Below are 18,512 nucleotides of genomic sequence, written 5' to 3'. Positions count from 1 at the left end.
GGCGAGCACCTTGTCCCAGGTGCCCCCGACGGCCATGCGGTGATGCCAGGTCCACACCGTCTGCCACGGCCCGAACACCTCCGGCAGATCCCGCCACGCGATCCCGCACCGATACCGGTAGACGATGCCCTCGACCATCAACCGAGCATCTGCGAACGGCCGCCCCTTCCGCCCGGTCGGGCGGGGCAGCATCTCCTCGATCAACGACCACTGGGCATCCGAAAGCATCTGAAACCGCGTCACGAACTCAGACTCTCAGCGCGCTGCCGATCTATTTGTCAGACACGCCCTACGCGCGCGGCTTCTACCGCCCGGCACCCGTCGAGCAGGTCGAGTGGTCGTTCCCGCTCGACCACGGTGGGATCGTGTTCGACGATCCGGTCCCCGAGACGCGCGCGGCCATGGCGCTCATGGACGCCGTGGACCCCGTGTTCGTCACGGGCCTGCACAACGCCGAGCTCGGCGGGGTGTACTTCTACGTGTCGGACGATCTCACCCCCGCGATCGAGGATCTGCACGGCGTCACAGCGGCGCTCGGTCTGCCGCTCGACCGGGGAGAGCCCGAGTTCGCGGGCGTGGAACCGCTCGCCGACGCCGTGTTCCCCGCGCTGAGCGCGCACGCGATGATCGACGCTCTCGTCGAGATGGGGGTCGATCCTGCGCAGCACGTCACCGCGGGCGGGACCGCCGACTACGCCGAGCGCTTCGGGGCGAGCATGCTCGTCGCCGAACTTCCGTACTGGGCCCACGCCGACGCGGACGACGTGACGGAATCGCGCGAGAAGTACCGCGACGTCCTCGCGCGATCCGCAGACGACCTGCGCGGCCTCGCCGACGTGCTCGATGCGGCGCTCGACGTGGCGGGGCCCGACCTGGGAATCGAGTCGCAGCTGCGCCGCGCGGCCGTCGCGTTCGCCGGGGGGATGCGCGCGAACGCCGAGGAGGCTGCCGCGCGCGCACTCGATCCCGCGAGCGACCGCCCCGCCACGGTCGCCGAAGTCTTCTCGAACGCCGACAACGTGCGGATGTTCCGGTTGCGCTTCGGATCCATGCTCGCGCGCACGCTGCACGTCGAGATCGCCGCCGGAACCGCGTCGCCCGCCGTCCGATCGGCCGCTCGCGATCTCGACGTCGTCCTCGAGGGCTGGTACGCCGAGGCCGCCGAGCGCCAGGCCGAGCTCGAGACGATCCCGATCGAGCGCCTCGTAGGTGTGCAGCTCGGGGCGGTTCTCAGCGCGGCTCGTGTCGCGGTGTCGCGGCGTCGTGGCGAGAGCGTGTGACGACGTGACGCGTTTCCTCATCCGTCGAGTGCTCGAGCTGCTGCTCGTCTTCTTCGGCGTGACGTTCACCATCTACGCGATGGTCTTCGCGCTGCCCGGCGACCCGATCTCGGCGCTCGGCGGATCCAACAGGCCCCTGCCCGAGAACGTCGTCATCCGGCTGCGCGAGCAGTTCCTGCTCGACGAGCCGCTCATCACGCAGTACCTGCATTACATCGGCGGGCTGCTGATGGGCGACCTCGGTCAGACCTTCGACGGCCGGTCCGTCGCCGAGCGCATGTCGAGTCGCTGGCCCGTGACGATAACGCTCGCCCTCACAGCGTGGGTCGTCGAGGTCGTCATCGGCGTGGGTCTGGGCCTCGTCGCGGGCCTGCGCCAGGGCAAGGCGATCGACAAGACCGTCCTCGTCGGTACGATCCTCGCGACGAGCGTCCCCGTCTTCGTCCTCGGCGTCACGCTGCAGCTCGTCCTCGGCGTGTGGCTCGGGTGGGTCCCCGTCGCCGGGACCACGGCCGGGTGGCCGCTCGCGTACATCCTCCCGGCCGTGATCATCGCCCTCTTCGGGCTCGCGAGCGTCTCGCGCCTCATGCGCGGGACCGTCATCGACACCATGCGCAGCGACTTCGTCCGCACGCTCGTCGCGAAGGGCATGCCGAAGCGCCGTATCGTCGGCGTGCACGTGCTGCGGAACTCGGTGGGCCCCGTGCTGACGTTCCTCGCGATCGACCTCGGCTACCTGCTCGGCGGAACCGTGGTGATCGAGGGAATCTTCAACCTGCCCGGCATCGGGCAGCTTCTCTTCGACGCAATCAGCACGCACGAGGGGCCGACGATCGTCGGGATCTCGACCGCGCTCATCATCATCTTCCTCGTCACGAGCGTCGTGGTGGACATCATCGCGTCGCTCCTCGACCCCCGCATCCGCAGAGAGTGAGGGCCCGCTGATGACCGACATCATCGCCGCCCAGGAGGGCGTGGGAGTCGCCCGCACGCGAGGCGTATGGGGCACGCTGCGCTCCCGCCCGACCTTCTGGATCAGCGCGGGGATCCTCGTCCTGCTCCTCCTCGTCGCCGCGCTGCCCGGGCCCATCTCCGACCTGTTCGGCAACCCGGACCCCCGGGCCTGTGCCCTCGGCGACAGCCGTCAGGCACCCAGCGCCGCGCACCCGTTCGGCACCGATCTGCAGGGATGCGACGTGCTCGCGAACGTCGTCTACGGCGCGGGCACATCCCTGTCCATCGGGTTCCTCACGACCGTCATCTGCCTCGCGCTCGCGCTCGTCCTCGGCACTCTCGCCGGCTACTTCGGGGGATGGGCCGACGCGCTCATCGCCCGGCTCACCGACGTGTTCCTGGGCTTCCCGTTCCTGCTCGCGGCGATCGTCGTGCTGAACAGCGTTCCCGAGCGCACGCCCGTGATCCTCTCGCTCGTGCTCGCGTTCTTCTCGTGGCCGACCCTCGCCCGCATCGTGCGCGGATCGGTACGTCAGGTGCGCGACAGCGAGTTCGTGCAGGCCGCTACCGCCATGGGGCTGTCGCACGCCCGGATCGTCCTGACGCATGTGCTGCCGAACGCCCTCGGGCCCGTGCTCGCGATCGCGACGACGATGGTCGGATCCGTGATCGTCGCGGAATCGACGCTCACCTTCCTCGGGGTCGGCCTCGTCCACCCCTCGATCTCCTGGGGCCTGCAGCTCTCGACCGCACAGAGCTACTTCCAGATCGCGCCGCACATGCTCGTGTTCCCGGCGCTCTTCCTCACACTCACGGTCGTCGCGCTCATCTCGCTCGGAGACATCCTGCGCGACGCACTCGACCCGAAGGGACGTTCATGACATCCGCACCGAACCGCCGAGACCTCATCGCATCGCTCGAGGAGCCCATCGCGCGATGGATCGATGGGCAGAGCGCCTACAAGGGCGCGACGGGGGTGCAGCTCGCGGTCGCGTACCGCGGGGAGTTGCTCCTCGAACAGGCCTGGGGGTTCGCGAACCTCGAGACGGGGGAGGAGATGACGACCGATCACCTCTTCCGCATAGCCTCCCACTCGAAGACCTTCACCGCGACGAGCATCCTGCGCCTCGCTGAGAGCGGCGCGCTGCGCCTCGACGACATCGTCGAGGCGCACGTCCCCGACCTCTCCGGAACCCCGATGGGTGCGCTCTCGGTCCGCGCGCTCCTCGGGCACCAGGCCGGGGTGATCCGCGACTCCTCCGACGGCGACTTCTGGCAGCACGTCTTCCCGTTCCCGGATCGCGCCGAGCTGATCGAGATCCTCCGCACCGAGGGCGTCGTCTTCGAGCCGAACACGCACTTCAAGTACACGAACATCGGATACGGCCTTCTCGGGCTCGTGATCGAGGGCGCGACGGGAAAGACCTACGCCGAGGCGACGACCGAGCTCATCGTCGAGCCGCTCGGCCTCACCGACATCGGCCCCGAGTACGTCGAGGCGCGCGCCGCCGACTACGCGGCCGGTCACACCGCGAAGCTCGCAGCCGCGCAGCCGCGCGCCGTGATCCCACACGTCGACACCCGCGCACTTGCGTCGGCGACCGGCTGGTACGCCAATGCCCGCGACCTCGTCGCCTACGGGTCCGCCCACGTCTTCGGCGATGAGCGGGTGCTCACCGACGCGTCGAAGCGGCTCATGCAGCGCGAGGAATCGCGCTTCACGTCACGCGACCAGGCCGAGGCGCGGTACGGGCTCGGCCTCGATCTCGCCGAGGTCGCCGGGCGCCAGCTCGTCGGCCACTCGGGCGGATATCCCGGCCACATCACCCGCACGTGGATCGACCCGGTCGACGGCCTCGTCGTGTCGGTCCTGACGAACGACCTCGACGGGGCCGCGGGAATCCTCGCGGCCGGCGTCCTCGAGATCATCGAGCTCGCGGTGCGCGCGGCCGACGACGGTGCCGAGATCCCCGACGCCCTGCGCTTCGACGGCCGGTTCGCGGCGATGTGGAACGCGTTCGACGTGTTCGACCTCGGCGGCCGGCTGCACGCGCTCAGCGTGCGCGCGCCCTCGCCGAAGGGCGGCGCGACGCGCATCGAGGTCGACGGCGACCGCCTCGTTATCGAGGCCGAGCCGAGCTTCGGCGAGAGCGGCGAGCCCGTCGTCGTGACGCGCGACGCCGACGGTTCCATCACGCGGGTGAGGCTGGGCGCGATGTCGGCGGTGCCCATCGCGGGCGTCGACCTCGCGGCGCCGCACCTGCCGCGGATCGCCTCCTGACGCGGGAAGAATGTCGGCATGAGCGATGACGCGCAGCGGCCCGAGCCCCAGATCGACGACGACGCCCTCGAGTGGGTGGAATCCTTCGCGACGGCGTGGGAGCCCAACGGTCCCCGCGCCGAAGGGCGGGTTCTCGGGCTGCTGCTCATCTGCGACGCCCCCTATCTCTCGGCCGCCGACATCGGGCGCATGCTCCGCATGAGCTCCGGCGCTGTGTCGATGTCGACGCGCGGTCTCACGGCCTCGGGGTTCCTGCAGAAGCACACCGTGACGGGCGACCGCCGACATCACTTCCGTGCCGACGATGACGTGTGGGGATCCTTCCTCGCGGGCGAACGCGGGTACCTGCACCGCACGATGCAGGTACTGCGGGACGGCATGGCGCTCGAGGCCGGGTCCCGCCCAGGGCCCCGCACCCGTCTCGAGACGGCCGATCGATACATGAGGTGGCTCGAGAAGTACCACCGCAAGATGCTCGACGACTGGCGCGCCTATCGCGACAGCCCGGACCAGGAGGACGAATGACTGACGTTCTGGAGATCGACGACCTGCACGTGGCGTTCCGCACGCCGTCCGGTGATGCACCCGCCGTCCGAGGGATCTCGCTGGCGGTGGCGCGCGGTGAGATCCTCGCGGTCGTGGGCGAATCCGGATCCGGAAAGTCGGTCACGGCGATGAGCGTGCTCGGGCTGTTGCCCGGCAATGCGGTCGCGACGGGCTCCGTGCGCGTCGACGGACAGGAGGTTCTCGGGTCCGGGGACGCCGCCTTGGGTGAGGTGCGCGGCGACAAGGTCGCGATGGTGTTCCAGGATCCGTTCGGCGCTCTCGATCCGGTGTTCACCGTCGGATTCCAGATCCGCGAGGTGCTGAGACGGCACCGCCCGCAGATGGGCGCAGACGAGCGGCGCGAGCGCGCCGTGGAACTGCTGCGCATGGTCGACATGCCCGAGCCTGAGAAGCGCGTCGCGTCGTACCCGCACCAGCTGTCGGGCGGACAGGCGCAGCGCGTCGTCATCGCGATGGCGCTCGCGTGCGATCCGCAGCTGCTCATCGCCGACGAGCCGACGACGGCGCTCGATGTCACGGTGCAGCGCGAGATCCTGGACGTGCTGCGCACGCTGCGCGATCGCACAGGGGCGGGGATCCTCTTCATCACCCATGACATGGGTGTCGTCGCGGACATCGCCGACCGCGTCGTCGTCATGCGCGGCGGGCAGGTGCAGGAGACCCAGCAGGTCGACGCGATCTTCTCGGCGCCCGCCGCGAGCTATACCCGCGAGCTGCTGGCCGCCGTCCCGCGGCTCACAGCCGAGCCCCGAGCTGCGCGCGGCACGGACGATCCCGTCTTGGAGATCGTGGGGCTCGAGGTCACATACCGGCGCCGCGGGCACGCGGTGAAGGCGGTCGAGGGCATCGACCTGTCGATCGGGTCCGGGCGTCTGCTCGCACTCGTCGGCGAGTCGGGATCCGGGAAGTCGACGATCGGTCGGTCGGTCGTGGGCCTCGCCCCCGTGACGGCCGGCAGGATCGCAGTCGACGGCGTCGACGTCACCGAGGCCTCGCGCCGCGATCGGCAGGCGATTCGCCGAAGGATCGGCTTCGTGTTCCAGAACCCCGCCGGCGCGCTCGATCCGCGATGGACGATCGGCGGAGCGATCGGGGAGCCGTTGCGAGCGCACAGCGGCCTGCGCGGCGCGGATCTCGAGCGTCGCGTGGGCGAGCAGCTCGAAGCGGTCGAGTTGCCCGCCGCCTGGGCTACCAGGTACCCGCATGAACTGTCGGGAGGGCAGCGGCAGCGCGTCTCGATCGCGCGCGCTCTCGCGCTCGAGCCTCGGCTGCTGATCGCCGACGAGCCGACGAGCGCGCTCGACGTCTCGGTTCAGGCCACGGTGCTGGATCTGCTGCGCGGCCTGCAGCGCGAGCACGGCTTCGCCTGCCTCTTCATCAGCCACGACCTCGCCGTCGTCGACGCGCTTGCCGACGAGGTCGCGGTGCTGAATCGCGGCCGGATCGTCGAGCGCGGCGAGCGCACGGCGGTCCTCGCCTCGCCGCAGGACGCCTACACGCGTCGGCTGCTCGATGCCGCGCCGGTCCCCGACCCGGTCGCGCAGCGCGCCCGCCGCGCGGCGTAGGGGGCCGCGCGGCGGGGGGGACGTCACGCGGGAATCGTCTCCAACGCGCCGAGCCATTCCTCGACCTCGGACGACTCGACGAGCGACTTGTGCTGCAGATAGTGGATCATCTTCAGCGCATCGTCGTGCGCCTGAACGGACGAGCCGGCGACGACATCGGTGACGACGTTGAGGAAGAAGTCCTTCTGGTGGGCATCGACCGAGGTGTACAGGATGCAGATGTCGGTGAAACCGCCGATGAGAACGAGGCTGTCCACTCCGTACGACTTCAGCACGGTGTCGAGTTCGGTGCCGAAGAACGCCGAGTATCGGCGCTTCGTGATGTGGAACTCGTCTGCGCGAGGCGCGAGGCCCGTGGCGATCGCGGTGTAGGGGCTGTCCTCGAGGCAATGCGGGCCTTCGGATCCATCGAGTTCGCGCCCGATGTCGATGAGGTGCGGCTTGTGGACCTCCTGGATCCACACGACGGGGATGTCCTTCTCGCGTGCGTGATCGACGATCGACTGCGCCTTGTGCAGCTGCTCGTGGTCGTAGGTATCGAACGAGCTGTTGAGATCGCCGCCCTGGAAGTCGACGACGACGACGGCGGTCTTTCCGTGGATGTTCATGGTTCCGTGCTCTCCGGTCAGGCGCCCGCGGCGACGGGATGGGGGACGCTGGTGGTCGCGGTCTCGAGCCACCGATAGACGGAGTCGCTCGAGACCAGCGAGTCACGCTGCAGGTACTTCATGGCGCGGAGGGCGGCGTCGTGCAGCTCCTGGCCCGAGCCGACGACCATGTCGCTGACCGTGCGGAAGTGGTAATCGAACTGGTGCGCGTCGACCGCCGTGTAGTGGATGCACACGTCGGTCATCCCGCCGATGAGGACGACGGTGTCCGCCTTGTATCCGCGCAGGATGATGTCGAGTTCGGTGCCGAAGAACGCCGAATAGCGGCGCTTGCGGATGAGGTACTCGTCGGGGCGCGGGTCGAGGCCAGGATGCAGCTGGGTGGCCTGCTCGCCCTCGATGCAGTGCGGCCCCTCGTTGCCGTCCAGTTCGCGCCCGATGTCGACGAGATTCGGTTTGTGGACCTCCTGGATGAACACGACGGGCATCTGCTTCGCGCGGAACGCGGCGACGAGTTCGACCGCCTTCGCGTTGCGCTCGGCGCGGCCAGGCATCCAGGTCTGCTCGGGCTTCGACGGCTGGAACGGCTTGTTCAACCCGCCGCCCTGGACGTCGACGACGACGAGCACGACGTTGCCGACGGGCTTGAGATCGTCGCTGGGAGTGACATCGGTGACCTGAAGCGGTCCCGGTTTCTGAGCCATGGGTGTTCCTTTCGAGGTGGTGCTGGATCGGGGAGCGATCACGCGAGCCGCACGCGCGGATCGACGGTGGCGTCTCCGACGCGTCGGCAGCCCCTCGAACAAGATTGGATCCAATGATGATAGTATCGGATCCCACCCATGCGAGAGGGATTCATGGTTTCCAGAGATGCGCTCCGGGCGGTCGCCCCGGCTGTCGATGTCGCGGCCGAGCGGAAGAGGACCCGCGGGGCCGGGGTGTCGCATCACCTCAACGCGGCGGGTTCGGCGCTGCCCACCTCAACGGTCGTCGACACCGTGGTCGAGCACCTGAAGCTCGAGGAACGCGTCGGAGGCTACGAGGCCGCGGCACGGGTGACCGATCGGCTCGAGCGGGTGTACGCCTCGGCGGCGACGCTGGTCGGCGGGGATGCGGGGGAGATCTCGCTGTTCGACAGCGCGTCCTCTGGCCTGCGTGCGTATCTCGACGCGTTGGTTCCCGAGCGGGTCGCGCGGGTGCTCGCCGGCGCGAGCACGTACGTCAGCCACGCGATGCACCTGATGCGCGTCGCCGAACGCCACGGGATCGTCGTCGAGGTGCTGCCGACCGATGGTCAGGGCCGCGTGGATCTCGAGGAGCTTGACCGACGCCTGGGCGACGACGTGCCGACGCTCGTCACGGTTTCGCACGTTCCGACATCGTCGGGCCTGATCGAACCGGTGGCCCAGATCGGCCGGATCTGTGGCCGACATGGGGCCCTCTACCTGCTCGACGCGACGCAGTCGGTCGGGCACCTCGCCGTGGACGTGCGAGGGATCGGCTGCGACGCTCTCGCGACGACGGGGCGCAAGTTCGTGCGGGCGCCGCGCGGCACGGCTTTCGGGTGGATGCGGGGCGACCTGCTCACCACGCTCCGATCGGGGTCCCCCGACGTGCGGGGCGCCGAGTGGCATGGCGCACGCGAGTGGACGAGCGCACCGAACGGGCGGCGATACGAGACGTGGGAGAACGCCGTCGCCGCACGGCTCGGGCTCGGCGTCGCCCTCGACGAGGCGGTAGCGCGCGGCCCGCTGGCCGTGGAACGACACCTCCTCGCGCGCGCCGGTGCGGTTCGCGCCGCGCTCGCCGACACCGGCGGGGTGCGCATCGTCGACCCCGACGATCATGCGTCGGCGATCGTCACATTCACCGTCGAGGGGCACGAACCGCTCGCCGTCGTCGGCCGGCTGCGCGAAGCCGGCGTCCGCGTCGTGCAGGTTCCGGCCAGTCACGGCCAGTGGGACATCGGCGCGCGCGGCATCCCGTCCGTCGTGCGGGCGTCGCTGCACGTGTACAACGATGAAGCGGACGAGCGTGCGCTGACCGACGCCGTCGAGCAGCTCGGATCCCCGGGAAGGCCCGCATGACCGCGCCAGATGCAGACGTCATCGTCGTCGGCCTCGGCGTGCACGGATCCGCCGCGGCGCGCCAGCTCGCGCAGCGCGGCCTCTCCGTCGTCGGGCTCGACCGTTTCGGTTCGCGGCCCGACGCACTTGATCACTCCCGCGGCTCGTCGCACGGCCGCACCCGGATGATCCGCCGCGCCTACCCGAATCCCGTCTGGAACGATCTCGTCGACCGGGCCTTCCGCGGCTGGGCCGATCTCGAGGCCGAGAGCGGGCAGACCCTCATCCACCGCACGGGTGGGATGTTCGCGCACCGCGGCGATTCGACATTGCAGGGCCCGGGCGTCCGCGTCGTCGAACGTGACGAGGCTGCAAAGCTGATGCCGTCGCTGCGCATGCCCGACGGTTTCCACGGCATGTTCGATCCCGCCGCGGGCGTTCTCGAGGCCGAGCGCGGCATCGCGGCGATGCGTGCTGGAGCCATTGCGGCGGGAGCCGACCTGCGCACGGGCGTCGAGGTCACCGGCTGGCGCGCGGAGGGCGATATCGCGATCGTCGAGACCCCCCGTGGCGAGATCCGCGCGAGCCGTCTCGTGCTCGCGGGCGGCGCGTTCCTCGGCGAACTCGTGCCCGCGCTCGCGTCGATCATCGAGCCGTGGCGCATCCTCACCGCCACGGTGCGCCCTGGCCAGTCCGCGGGCCAGGCCCCAGGCCTCGGCGTGTTCTCGATCGACCTGCCGGAGGGCCTGCTGTTCGGGATCCCGGACGTCGAAGGCAACGGGCTCAAGGTCGGCATGGACATCGCCGAGCCATGGGATCCCGAACGGCCGCCTGCCCCCGTCACCCCGAGCGAGGCGCGCCGCCTGCTCGACCGGATGGCCGAGCACGTGCCCGGGATCGACACGAGCGACGTCGACGCCGTCTCCTGCCTCTACACGATGACCGAGGACAAGCGCTTCATCGTCGGTGCCCTCGACGGCGCCCCGCACGTGATCGTCGCGTCCGCATGCTCGGGGCACGGGTTCAAGTTCGGTCCCGCCATCGGCGAGACGATCGCCGATCTGTGCCAGGGAGTCGCCCGCCCCGACCTCGACTTCATCTCGACCAGCCGAAGGGGACTCTGATGTCCGTCGCCCTCGCAGCCCCGCACGCCGAGGCCGTCGCCGCCGGCCGCGCCGTCGCCGACGCCGGCGGGAACGCCCTCGACGCGGCCCTCGCCGCCGCCGCGATGCTGACCGTCGTCTACCCGCATCAATGCGCCATCGGCGGGGACCTCATCGCCCTCGTGCGGTCGCCGCGGGGCGAGACGCGCGCCGTCATCTCGGCCGGCACCGCCCCCGCGGCGATCCTCGAGGCGAGCGCCGACTGGTCCGCGATGCCGCGCACGGGCGTGCATCCCATCACCGTGCCCGGCATGCTCGCGGGGTGGTGCGCGATCGCCGCGCTCGGAGCGACGCGCCGCCTCGGCGAGCACCTCGCGCGCGCGGCCGAGACTGCCGAGCGCGGTACCCCCGTCACTCGGGGCCTCGAGCGGGCCATCGACGCGCAGGGCGCGGCGATCGCCGCCGACCCCGGCCTGCGTGGTGTGCTCTCGCACGATGGTGCGCCGCTGCGTGCGAGCGACGTGCTGCGCCAGCCCGCGCTTGCGCGCACGCTGCGCGCCCTCGCCGAGGATCCCGACGTGTTCTATCGCGGCGACATCGCCGCGCGCCTCGTCGACTTCCTCCGAAGCCAGGGCGGCACGCACGCCGTCTCCGACTTCGCCGCATACGCGCCCGTCGTCGAGGCCCCGCTGATGCGCGACATCGGCGGCCGCGAGTGGGCCGTCGCCGGCGCGCCGTCGGTCGGCCCGCTGCTGCTCGGGATCGCGACCGCCGCACAGGGCGACCCGGCGGAGCTCGTGTCGGCGAGCATCCGCGGCGTCGCCGCACGCGGCGCGCACCTCGGCGACCCGGCGTTCGGGGGAGTGGACGTCGAGGCGCTGCTCGACCTCATGGGCGACGACGCTCCCCGCGACGAACCCATCGCCAATGGTGACACCGCTTCGGTCACCGCCGTCGACTCCGAGGGGTGGGCGGTCACGATCGTGCAGAGCGTGTTCCAGACCTTCGGCGCGGGCCTCCTCGACCCCGATACGGGCGTGCTCTTCCACAACCGCGGCGGCGGATTCAGCCTCGAGCCCGGCTCGCCCGCCGAGCTGCGCCCGGGCGCCCGCCCGCCGCACACGCTGTGCCCCGCGATCGTGTCGGGCGATGACCTGCTCGTCGTCGCCGGATGCCAGGGTGGGCGAGCCCAGCCGTGGATCCTCGGCCAGCTGCTGCCGTCGCTCGTCGAGCCCGCAGCCGACCCGCTCGAGATCCTCGGCCGGCCTCGCTGGGTCATCGGTGATCGCGACCTCGGGTTCGAGGCGTTCACCTACGTCACCGAGCCGGGCATCGACCCCGCCCTCGCCGCGCGCGCGGAAGAGGCGGGTCTCGACATCGCGTCGTGGCCCGGGCCCGACGACCGCTGCGGCCATGTCAACGTGGTGCGGAGCCTGCCCGGTGGCGTCCTCGACGCCGCCAGCGACCCCCGCGCCGACGGCCTCGGCGTCGTCACCGCTTCCTGACCCCGATCCCACTTTCGAGAGGACCCTCATGACCGACCGCCGCTGGACAGACCCTCTGACCCCCGATGAGATCCAGGGGTTCATCGACGTCGTCCTCGCCGACGTGCGCGTGGGTGAACACCCCCGCGTCTGGGCGATGGCGGTCGAGGAGGGCCTCGCTCGTTCCCTCGCCCCGAACCAGGGCCGCCCCGTGCGCGTCACGGTCATGAACCCCGACGCGCACGCCGCATGGGCGGTCACTGGCTGGACCGCCGGATCCGACCGCGAGGCGTCGGTCAGCGCGTGGAACGCTGTCGACGCGAAGCGCCCCGGGGTGTCATCGGATGAGGCGCGCATGGTCGCGCAGGCCGCGCGCCGGAGCCCGCTCCTCCAGGCGGCGCTGGCGAAGCGCGGCATCCACGACACCTCCCTGACGTGGGTCGACCCCGAGTCGATCACGGGCTTCGAACCCGAGGACCTCGCCGACCGCCGCCTGTCGTGGGGCACCGTGTGGCACCGCGAGTCGCACAACGACAACGGATACGCGCGCCCCGTCGCGGGCCTCGTGCCGATCATCGATCTCGAGACACTCGAGATCGTGCGGCTCGAGGATCACGGCGTGCTGCCGATGACGACGGAGGGCGGCAACTACAGCTCGGGCACCTGGGGTCCCGATCGGGAGGTCGCCCCGCTGGAGATCTCGCAGCCCGAGGGCGTGGGATTCGCCCTCGACGGCCACGAGATCCGGTGGCAGAACTGGAAGATGCGGGTCGGCTTCACCCACCGCGAGGGGCTCGTGCTGCACGACGTCACCTACGACGACCACGGCACCGAGCGCCCCGTTCTGCGCCGCGCGTCGGTCAACGAGATGTACGTGCCCTACCTGGACAGCGACCCCACCGCGTACCGTAAGAACTTCTTCGACTGGGGCGAGTACGGGGCCGGTCCCCTGACGGCGTCGCTCGAGCTCGGCTGCGACTGCCTGGGAGAGATCCGGTACCTCGACGCCTCGTACGTCGATGGCTTCGGCACGGCGCAGACCATCAAGAACGCGATCTGCATGCACGAAGAGGATCACTCGATCCTCTGGAAGCACGTCAACACGCGCATCGACGAGCCCGAGGTGCGCCGCTCGCGCCGCTTCGTGATCTCGTTCTTCGCGACGGTCGCGAACTACGACTACGGCTTCTACTGGTCCTTCTATCAGGACGGCTCGCTCGATCTCGAGATCAAGCTCACGGGTGTGATGTCGGTCTCGGGCATCGCGGATGACGCGACGCCGAAGTTCGGGCGCATGGTCAGCCCGAACGTGCAGGCCCCGACGCATCAGCACTACTTCGCGCTGCGCCTCGACACCGCGATCGACGGCGCGAAGAACCGTCTCGTCGAGCTGCACGCCGAGGTCGAGGAGGACGAGGAGCTGAACCCGTGGGGCAACGCCGTCAAGACGGTGCCGACGGTGATCGACCGCGAGAGCATCGCGGGCCGGCGGAACGACCCGTCTCGAGCCGTGCACTGGCGCGTCGAGAGCACCGAGAAGACCAATCGCTTCGGCGAGCCCACCGCCTACCGCATGATGATGCCCCACACGACGCAGCTGTTCGCGAAGCCCGGCAGCATCGTCGAGCGCAAGGCGCCGTTCGTCTCCCGGCACCTGTGGGCTACGGCCTACGACCCCGACGAGCGCTTCATCGCTGGGGAGTACCCGAACCAGGCGCCGCTCGGCGAAGAGGGCGTCACCGCCTGGCAGAAGGCCGATCGCGACCTCGACGGCGTCGAGCTCGTGGTGTGGCCCGTCGTGGGGGTGCACCATTTCCCGCGCCCCGAGCAGTGGCCGATCATGCCCGTGGACGCGTTGATGTTCCGGATGGAGCCCGACGGATTCTTCACGCGCAATCCTTCGCTCGACGTGGCGCCGTCGCAGTCGCGTCATGGTCATGCCTCGGGCGGTGGGTGCGCCTGCGGTCACGCGGGCGGCACGTGTACCTGCGGGCACTGACGCGCTGATGGGCGCGGCCCTCCACCTGGCGGCCCTACTGCCTGCGAGCGTCGGGGTCTGCTGCCTCGCCGCCGCGCCCGGGGCGCGGGCGCGCGCGGCCGAGGTCATCGCATCGATCGTCATGGTCGCCGCGATGACCGATGTCGCGCTGGGCGGGGGTGTGGTGCCCGCCGTCCTCTGGGCGATCGCGCTGGTGATCTGCTCGCTTGCCCTGGCGGTCGGCGCGCGCCTCGCGCGGCGCGAGCGCGGTGCGGCGGCCTGCGGCACCTGGATCCACACCGCGGTCGGCGGGCTCGTGTCGGCGCCGCTCATCCTGGTGATGGGCACGGCGACCACGACCACGACCGGGCATCACCACGGACTCGGCGCGGCGGGTCTGCTGATCCCGGCGCTCGGCTACATCACGTGGTCGGTGCTGCTCGCGTTGCGCCGGGGCAGCCGCCTGCGGCTGCGGCTGCTGCACGCGACGATGGGATTGTCGACCGCGATGATGGCGGCCGCCATGCTCGTATGAACGCGGGTCAGCCGGTGAAGACGGTGGAGGAGCGGCGTTCGTACCACTGCGCGAGGTGCTCGCCGGCCGACAGCACGTGCGCGCGCATCTCTTCGCCGGCCCTGACGAGATCGCCCTGTTCCAGGGCCTCGACCACGCGCAGGTGCTCCTGGTAGTTCTCTTCGCGGTGGCGTTCGTTGTGGACGAGCAGCTGCGCCGTGACGTTCCTCGGGAAGGTCTCGTTGATCTCGAGGATCGCGCGCGCGAGCCGCGAGTTGCCGGCGACCTGGATGATCGTGTCGTGGAAGACGTCGTTCTCGCGACGGCTCTCCGTCGCCATGTCGGCATCGTGCTCGGCGGCACGCAGAGGGCGCTCGTACATCTCCTGGTTCGCCTGCCGCAGCGTGTCGAGATCGGTTCGGGAGACCCGGCTCACCGCTCGCGACGCCGCGAGCCCCTCAAGCTCTGCTCGCACCTCGTACGCCTCGCGCACCTCCCAGGGCGCGGGGACTCGCACAATGGCCCCCTTGTTGGGCACGACGGTGATGAGTCCACCCGCCTGGAGCTGGCGGAGCGCTTCGCGCACCGGCGTGCGGCTGACTCCGAACTCGTCAGCGAGTTCCGCTTGGCGCAGCTGCGCGCCGATGGGGATCGCGCCCGACATGATCCGAGCACGGATCTTCGCCGCAATGTCGTCGACCAGTGCATGCCCAGTGGGTTGCGATTCCTCGTCGGGCATGCATTTTCCCCTTCCCCCGGAGTTGTCGAACGGGATGCTATCAACCCGCGTGGGCGCGTGTGCGGTGCAACGCGTCCACCCCAACCCTAATGGATCCAATGGGGAGCTGTTAGGATCCATGCATGATCTCGCGCGCCAGCCTGCCTTCGCTCGAACCGTTCCTTCCGTTCTTTCTCGCGGGGGAGTGGGTCGAGGCCGGCGGCCGGGCGATTCGCGACGTGATCGACCCCGCGACCGAGCAGGTCATCACGACCGTCGCAGACGCAACGCCGGCCGACGTCGACCATGCGGTCGCCGCCGCGCTCGAGGCACACCGGTCGCGGGTATGGAGCGGCATGGATCCGCTCGAGCGCACCCGGATCATGAACCGCGTCGCCGAGCTGATCGAACGAGATCTCGAAGAGCTCGCCATCCTCGAGACGCGCGATCAGGGTAAGCCCATCGAGCGCTCGCGCGCCGACACGCAGTCCGCCGCGAACACCTTCCGCCACTTCGCCGGCGCGACGACGCGTCTCGGCGGCACCGTCGTCCCCATCGACGGCGGGTCGCACCACGCCTACACGGTGAAGGAGCCCGTGGGGCCGGTCGCAGCGATCCTGCCCTGGAACTTCCCGGTCATGACGGCGGCGTACAAGCTCGGCCCCGCGCTCGCCGCGGGATGCCCGGTGATCGTCAAGCCCGCGGAGGACACGCCTCTCACGGCCCTGCGGCTCGCCGCCCTGATGGCCGAGGCGGGCATCCCCACGGGCGTCGTCAGCGTCATCACGGGTGACCACGTCGCGGGAGCCACGCTCAGCACGCACCCCGACATCGCCAAGGTCACATTCACGGGCTCGACCGAGGTGGGGGCGCACATCCTGCACGCCTCGGTGCCCGGCTTCAAGCGCGTCACCCTCGAGCTCGGCGGAAAGAGCCCGAACATCATCTTCGCTGACGCGGATCTCGACCTCGCGACGGTGACGGCGATGCGTGCGACCTTCGGCCACTCCGGCCAGATGTGCACGGCCGGCAGTCGCATCCTCGTGCAGCGCAGCGTCCTCGGCGAGATGACCGAGCGCCTCGCCGAGGCCGCCGCGAAGGTGCCCGTGGGCGACGGCCTCGCGGGCGGGATCTCCGTCGGCCCGATGGTGTCCGAGGAGCAGCGCCAGCGCGTACTCGGCTACATCGAGAGCGGAAAGTCGCAGGGTGCCCAGCTCGTCACGGGCGGCGGGATCAGCGGCCCCGGCTACTACCTCGAGCCGACCCTGTTCACCGGCGTCACCAACGACATGGTCATCGCCCGCGAGGAGATCTTCGGGCCCGTCGCCGGGATCATCCCCTTCGACGACGAAGCCGAGGCGCTGCGGATCGCCAACGATACGACGTTCGGTCTCGCGGCCGGCGTCTGGACGACGGACCTTGCGCGCGCCCACCGCATGGCTCAGGGCATCAGCGCCGGGACCGTGTGGGTCAACACCTACAACATCTTCCACCCCGCACTCTCCTTCGGGGGCGTGCGCGACTCGGGCCTCGGGCGGGACCTGGGCGAGGCGGGCCTCGACGGGTTCCTGGAGACGAAGAGCATCGTCATGGCCGTCTGACTCGACCGGTGCACCGGTTCCGGTGTACGTCGCCGGCGCGCTCGTCAGCGCATGCTGCGGCACGAGATGACGAGGATCGCGGCGATCTGCAGCACCGCCACGGTGAGGAACGCCCACATCGAGCTCATGAAGCCGATCATGGCTCCGCCGACGACGGCGCCGAGGCCGTTTCCTGCGTTGGCGAAGGCAGCGAAGATCCCGAGGCCGAGTGCCTGGTTTCGAGCGGCCAGCCGCCGTGTCGCGAGCATCGTAAGCGCCGGATAGAGCGGTGCGAATCCGATTCCGATCAGAATGGTGCCGATCGCGGCTACCCAGAAGTTCGGCGTGATCGCCACGATCACGAGGCCCGAGCCGAGGATCGCCAGCGACGTGATCGACGCGCGCCGCGGGCCGATGCGGTCGAGGGAAGGCGCGAGGACGAGCCGGGCGAGGACGACGCTGACCGCGAAGATCGTGAACACGCTGGCCGCGCTGAGCAGCCCCGTGGCGGGCACGCCGACGCTCGCGAGGTGGACGAGCGAGAAGGCCAGCAGGAGGCCCTGCCCGCACCAGGCGGCGGTCGCGGCGAGCCCCGGAACCGACACGGCCCGACCTGCGGACAGGACCTCGGCGGGGTGCGCGTGCGGCGGCCGCTCCCGCTTCGTCGCCTGGCGGGGCATCAGCAGGAGGATCATCAGGATCAGGGCCTCGATGATCGCGCACGCCCAGAACGCGGCGACGGCGCCCCATGCCGCCTCGACGCGGGTACCCAGCTGCGGCCCGAGAGCGATGCCGAGCCAGACGCTCAGGCCGTAGACGCTGAGGGTGCGCCCCCGCTGGGTCGGGGGCGTCATGCCCACGGCCCACGCCATCACCAGGGTCTCGGCCGCCGAACTGCCCAGGCCGAACAGCGCGCGGGCGCCCGCGGCGGCGGCGAGCGTCGGCACTGACGCGAGGAGGACGACCGCGGTGACTCCGATGATGCTGCCGGTCGCCGCGACCGGGCGATACCCGTATCGATCGCCAAGCATTCCCGCGAGGGGCATCGCGACGATCGACACGAGGGAGGTCATCGCGACGATCACCCCGGCGGTCGTGCTGTCGCCGCCGAGGACGTCCTCCACATAGACGGGGATGATCGGCGTGCTGACCGAGTGCGATGCGTTCGCGAGAAGGGAAGCACTGAACAGCATCCAGAACGCCGGGGTCCGGACGACGGGGCGCGTCATCCGTCGGTCGCGCGGGGTGCGCACTCCAGGCTCAGCCACAGCTCGAACGAGGCGCTGTTCGTCAGCGCAGTCGCGCCGATCGATGCGCGCCCGACGGCGCCGATCTCGGGGCCGAAGACCTCGAGGTACAGGTCGGTGGCGCCGGCGGAAACCTCGTTGAGGCGGTCGAACCCCGGCGGACACGTGATGAAGCACAGCGCGCGCGAGAGCGCGACGACCTCGTTGAGTGAGCCGAGTGCGTACCGGATCATCCCGAGGCTGTTGATCGCGGTGTAGCGCGCCGCCTCGTATCCCTGCGCGATCGTGAGATCGAGCCCGACGGTGCCGGGGTTCGTGCGATCGCCGGAGCGGCTCTCGGGCGACATGCCGCTGAACTCCACGAGCTCTCCGACACGATGGAAGGGCTTGAGTGATGCGCCGAATCGCTGGCCGTACGGCGGGTTCGCGTAGTCGGGGATCTGCAGTCCGAGTTCGGCGACGCGTGACTCGGCGTCGTGGGCGGAGGGATGCGCGGAGGTCATGAACGGAGTCCTTGGGCGATGGGTCGCGGCGCCATTCAGCACCAGCATGGATCCAATGTAATGT

18 protein-coding genes are annotated in these 18,512 nt (G+C 70.3%); 12 read left to right on the top strand and 6 right to left on the bottom strand.

Annotated elements, in window-relative coordinates; all coding sequences use genetic code 11:
- The coding region (locus H576_RS0110700) for a transposase (protein WP_029150932.1) at nt 1–243 on the bottom strand (243 nt) is incomplete at its 3' end.
- Nucleotides 244–275: 32 nt separating this feature from the next.
- Between H576_RS0110700 and H576_RS15445 the strand changes: the two genes are divergently transcribed.
- The 6 genes from H576_RS15445 to H576_RS0110670 are packed head-to-tail and all read left to right on the top strand — an operon-like array spanning nt 276 to nt 6,647.
- On the top strand, nt 276–1,280 hold the full coding sequence (locus H576_RS15445; protein ID WP_051172635.1) for a hypothetical protein: 1,005 nt from the start codon (nt 276–278) through the stop codon (nt 1,278–1,280).
- A 4-nt stretch (nt 1,281–1,284) separates the two neighbouring features.
- Nucleotides 1,285–2,214, top strand: coding sequence for an ABC transporter permease (locus H576_RS0110690; RefSeq protein WP_029150931.1), 930 nt, complete (start codon nt 1,285–1,287; stop codon nt 2,212–2,214).
- A gap of 10 nt (nt 2,215–2,224) precedes the next feature.
- A complete protein-coding gene (locus H576_RS15440; protein WP_036320521.1) occupies nt 2,225–3,115 on the top strand; it encodes an ABC transporter permease in 891 nt (296 codons plus the stop codon).
- Nucleotides 3,112–4,515: a serine hydrolase domain-containing protein gene (locus H576_RS15435; RefSeq protein WP_051172634.1), complete on the top strand. Its 1,404-nt coding sequence runs from the start codon at nt 3,112–3,114 to the stop codon at nt 4,513–4,515. The genes H576_RS15440 and H576_RS15435 overlap by 4 nt, the downstream gene beginning before the upstream one ends.
- Nucleotides 4,516–4,533: 18 nt before the next feature.
- Nucleotides 4,534–5,040: a GbsR/MarR family transcriptional regulator gene (locus H576_RS15430; RefSeq protein ID WP_051172632.1), complete on the top strand. Its 507-nt coding sequence runs from the start codon at nt 4,534–4,536 to the stop codon at nt 5,038–5,040.
- Nucleotides 5,037–6,647: a dipeptide ABC transporter ATP-binding protein gene (locus H576_RS0110670; RefSeq protein ID WP_036320518.1), complete on the top strand. Its 1,611-nt coding sequence runs from the start codon at nt 5,037–5,039 to the stop codon at nt 6,645–6,647. Before H576_RS15430 ends, H576_RS0110670 begins: the two co-directional genes overlap by 4 nt.
- A 23-nt stretch (nt 6,648–6,670) precedes the next feature.
- Here the strand turns inward: H576_RS0110670 and H576_RS0110665 are convergent, their stop codons facing one another.
- Nucleotides 6,671–7,255, bottom strand: a complete 585-nt coding sequence (locus H576_RS0110665; protein ID WP_029150929.1) for a cysteine hydrolase family protein — start codon at nt 7,253–7,255, stop codon at nt 6,671–6,673.
- Between the two features lie 17 nt (nt 7,256–7,272).
- Nucleotides 7,273–7,959: a cysteine hydrolase family protein gene (locus H576_RS15425; RefSeq protein ID WP_084502687.1), complete on the bottom strand. Its 687-nt coding sequence runs from the start codon at nt 7,957–7,959 to the stop codon at nt 7,273–7,275.
- Between the two features lie 153 nt (nt 7,960–8,112).
- On the opposite strand from H576_RS15425, the gene H576_RS15420 reads away from it, so the two are divergent.
- The 5 genes from H576_RS15420 to H576_RS0110635 are packed head-to-tail and all read left to right on the top strand — an operon-like array spanning nt 8,113 to nt 14,421.
- Complete coding sequence (locus H576_RS15420) at nt 8,113–9,342, top strand: aminotransferase class V-fold PLP-dependent enzyme (RefSeq protein ID WP_169564341.1); 1,230 nt, start codon at nt 8,113–8,115, stop codon at nt 9,340–9,342.
- Nucleotides 9,339–10,445 carry an FAD-dependent oxidoreductase gene (locus H576_RS15415; RefSeq protein WP_051172627.1) on the top strand — a complete coding sequence of 369 codons (1,107 nt, stop codon included), beginning with the start codon at nt 9,339–9,341 and terminating at the stop codon, nt 10,443–10,445. The genes H576_RS15420 and H576_RS15415 overlap by 4 nt, the downstream gene beginning before the upstream one ends.
- On the top strand, nt 10,445–11,929 hold the full coding sequence (locus H576_RS0110645) for a gamma-glutamyltransferase (protein WP_029150928.1): 1,485 nt from the start codon (nt 10,445–10,447) through the stop codon (nt 11,927–11,929). The genes H576_RS15415 and H576_RS0110645 overlap by 1 nt, the downstream gene beginning before the upstream one ends.
- Before the next feature lie 28 nt (nt 11,930–11,957).
- Complete coding sequence (locus H576_RS15410) at nt 11,958–13,907, top strand: primary-amine oxidase (RefSeq protein WP_084502685.1); 1,950 nt, start codon at nt 11,958–11,960, stop codon at nt 13,905–13,907.
- A gap of 7 nt (nt 13,908–13,914) precedes the next feature.
- Nucleotides 13,915–14,421 carry a hypothetical protein gene (locus tag H576_RS0110635; RefSeq protein WP_029150927.1) on the top strand — a complete coding sequence of 169 codons (507 nt, stop codon included), beginning with the start codon at nt 13,915–13,917 and terminating at the stop codon, nt 14,419–14,421.
- A 7-nt stretch (nt 14,422–14,428) separates the two neighbouring features.
- On the opposite strand, the gene H576_RS0110630 is transcribed toward H576_RS0110635, so the two are convergent.
- Nucleotides 14,429–15,139, bottom strand: a complete 711-nt coding sequence (locus H576_RS0110630; RefSeq protein ID WP_029150926.1) for a GntR family transcriptional regulator — start codon at nt 15,137–15,139, stop codon at nt 14,429–14,431.
- 122 nt (nt 15,140–15,261) lie between these two features.
- Here H576_RS0110630 and H576_RS0110625 point away from each other — a divergent pair, with 122 nt between their 5' ends.
- Complete coding sequence (locus H576_RS0110625; RefSeq protein ID WP_036320515.1) at nt 15,262–16,719, top strand: aldehyde dehydrogenase family protein; 1,458 nt, start codon at nt 15,262–15,264, stop codon at nt 16,717–16,719.
- Nucleotides 16,720–16,763: 44 nt separating this feature from the next.
- Here the strand turns inward: H576_RS0110625 and H576_RS0110620 are convergent, their stop codons facing one another.
- Both H576_RS0110620 and H576_RS0110615 read right to left on the bottom strand, forming a co-directional pair.
- Nucleotides 16,764–17,927, bottom strand: a complete 1,164-nt coding sequence (locus H576_RS0110620) for an MFS transporter (protein ID WP_084502684.1) — start codon at nt 17,925–17,927, stop codon at nt 16,764–16,766.
- The gene (locus H576_RS0110615) at nt 17,924–18,448 is read right to left on the bottom strand and encodes a RidA family protein (RefSeq protein ID WP_029150923.1); all 525 of its coding nucleotides are present in this window, start codon (nt 18,446–18,448) and stop codon (nt 17,924–17,926) included. The genes H576_RS0110620 and H576_RS0110615 overlap by 4 nt, the downstream gene beginning before the upstream one ends.
- Nucleotides 18,449–18,512: the final 64 nt, after the last annotated feature.

The sequence above is a fragment of the Microbacterium indicum DSM 19969 genome (assembly GCF_000422385.1).
Taxonomy (GTDB): domain Bacteria; phylum Actinomycetota; class Actinomycetes; order Actinomycetales; family Microbacteriaceae; genus Microbacterium; species Microbacterium indicum.
Note: the sequence above shows the minus strand (reverse complement) of the source record. Positions and strands in the feature narration are given on the sequence as shown.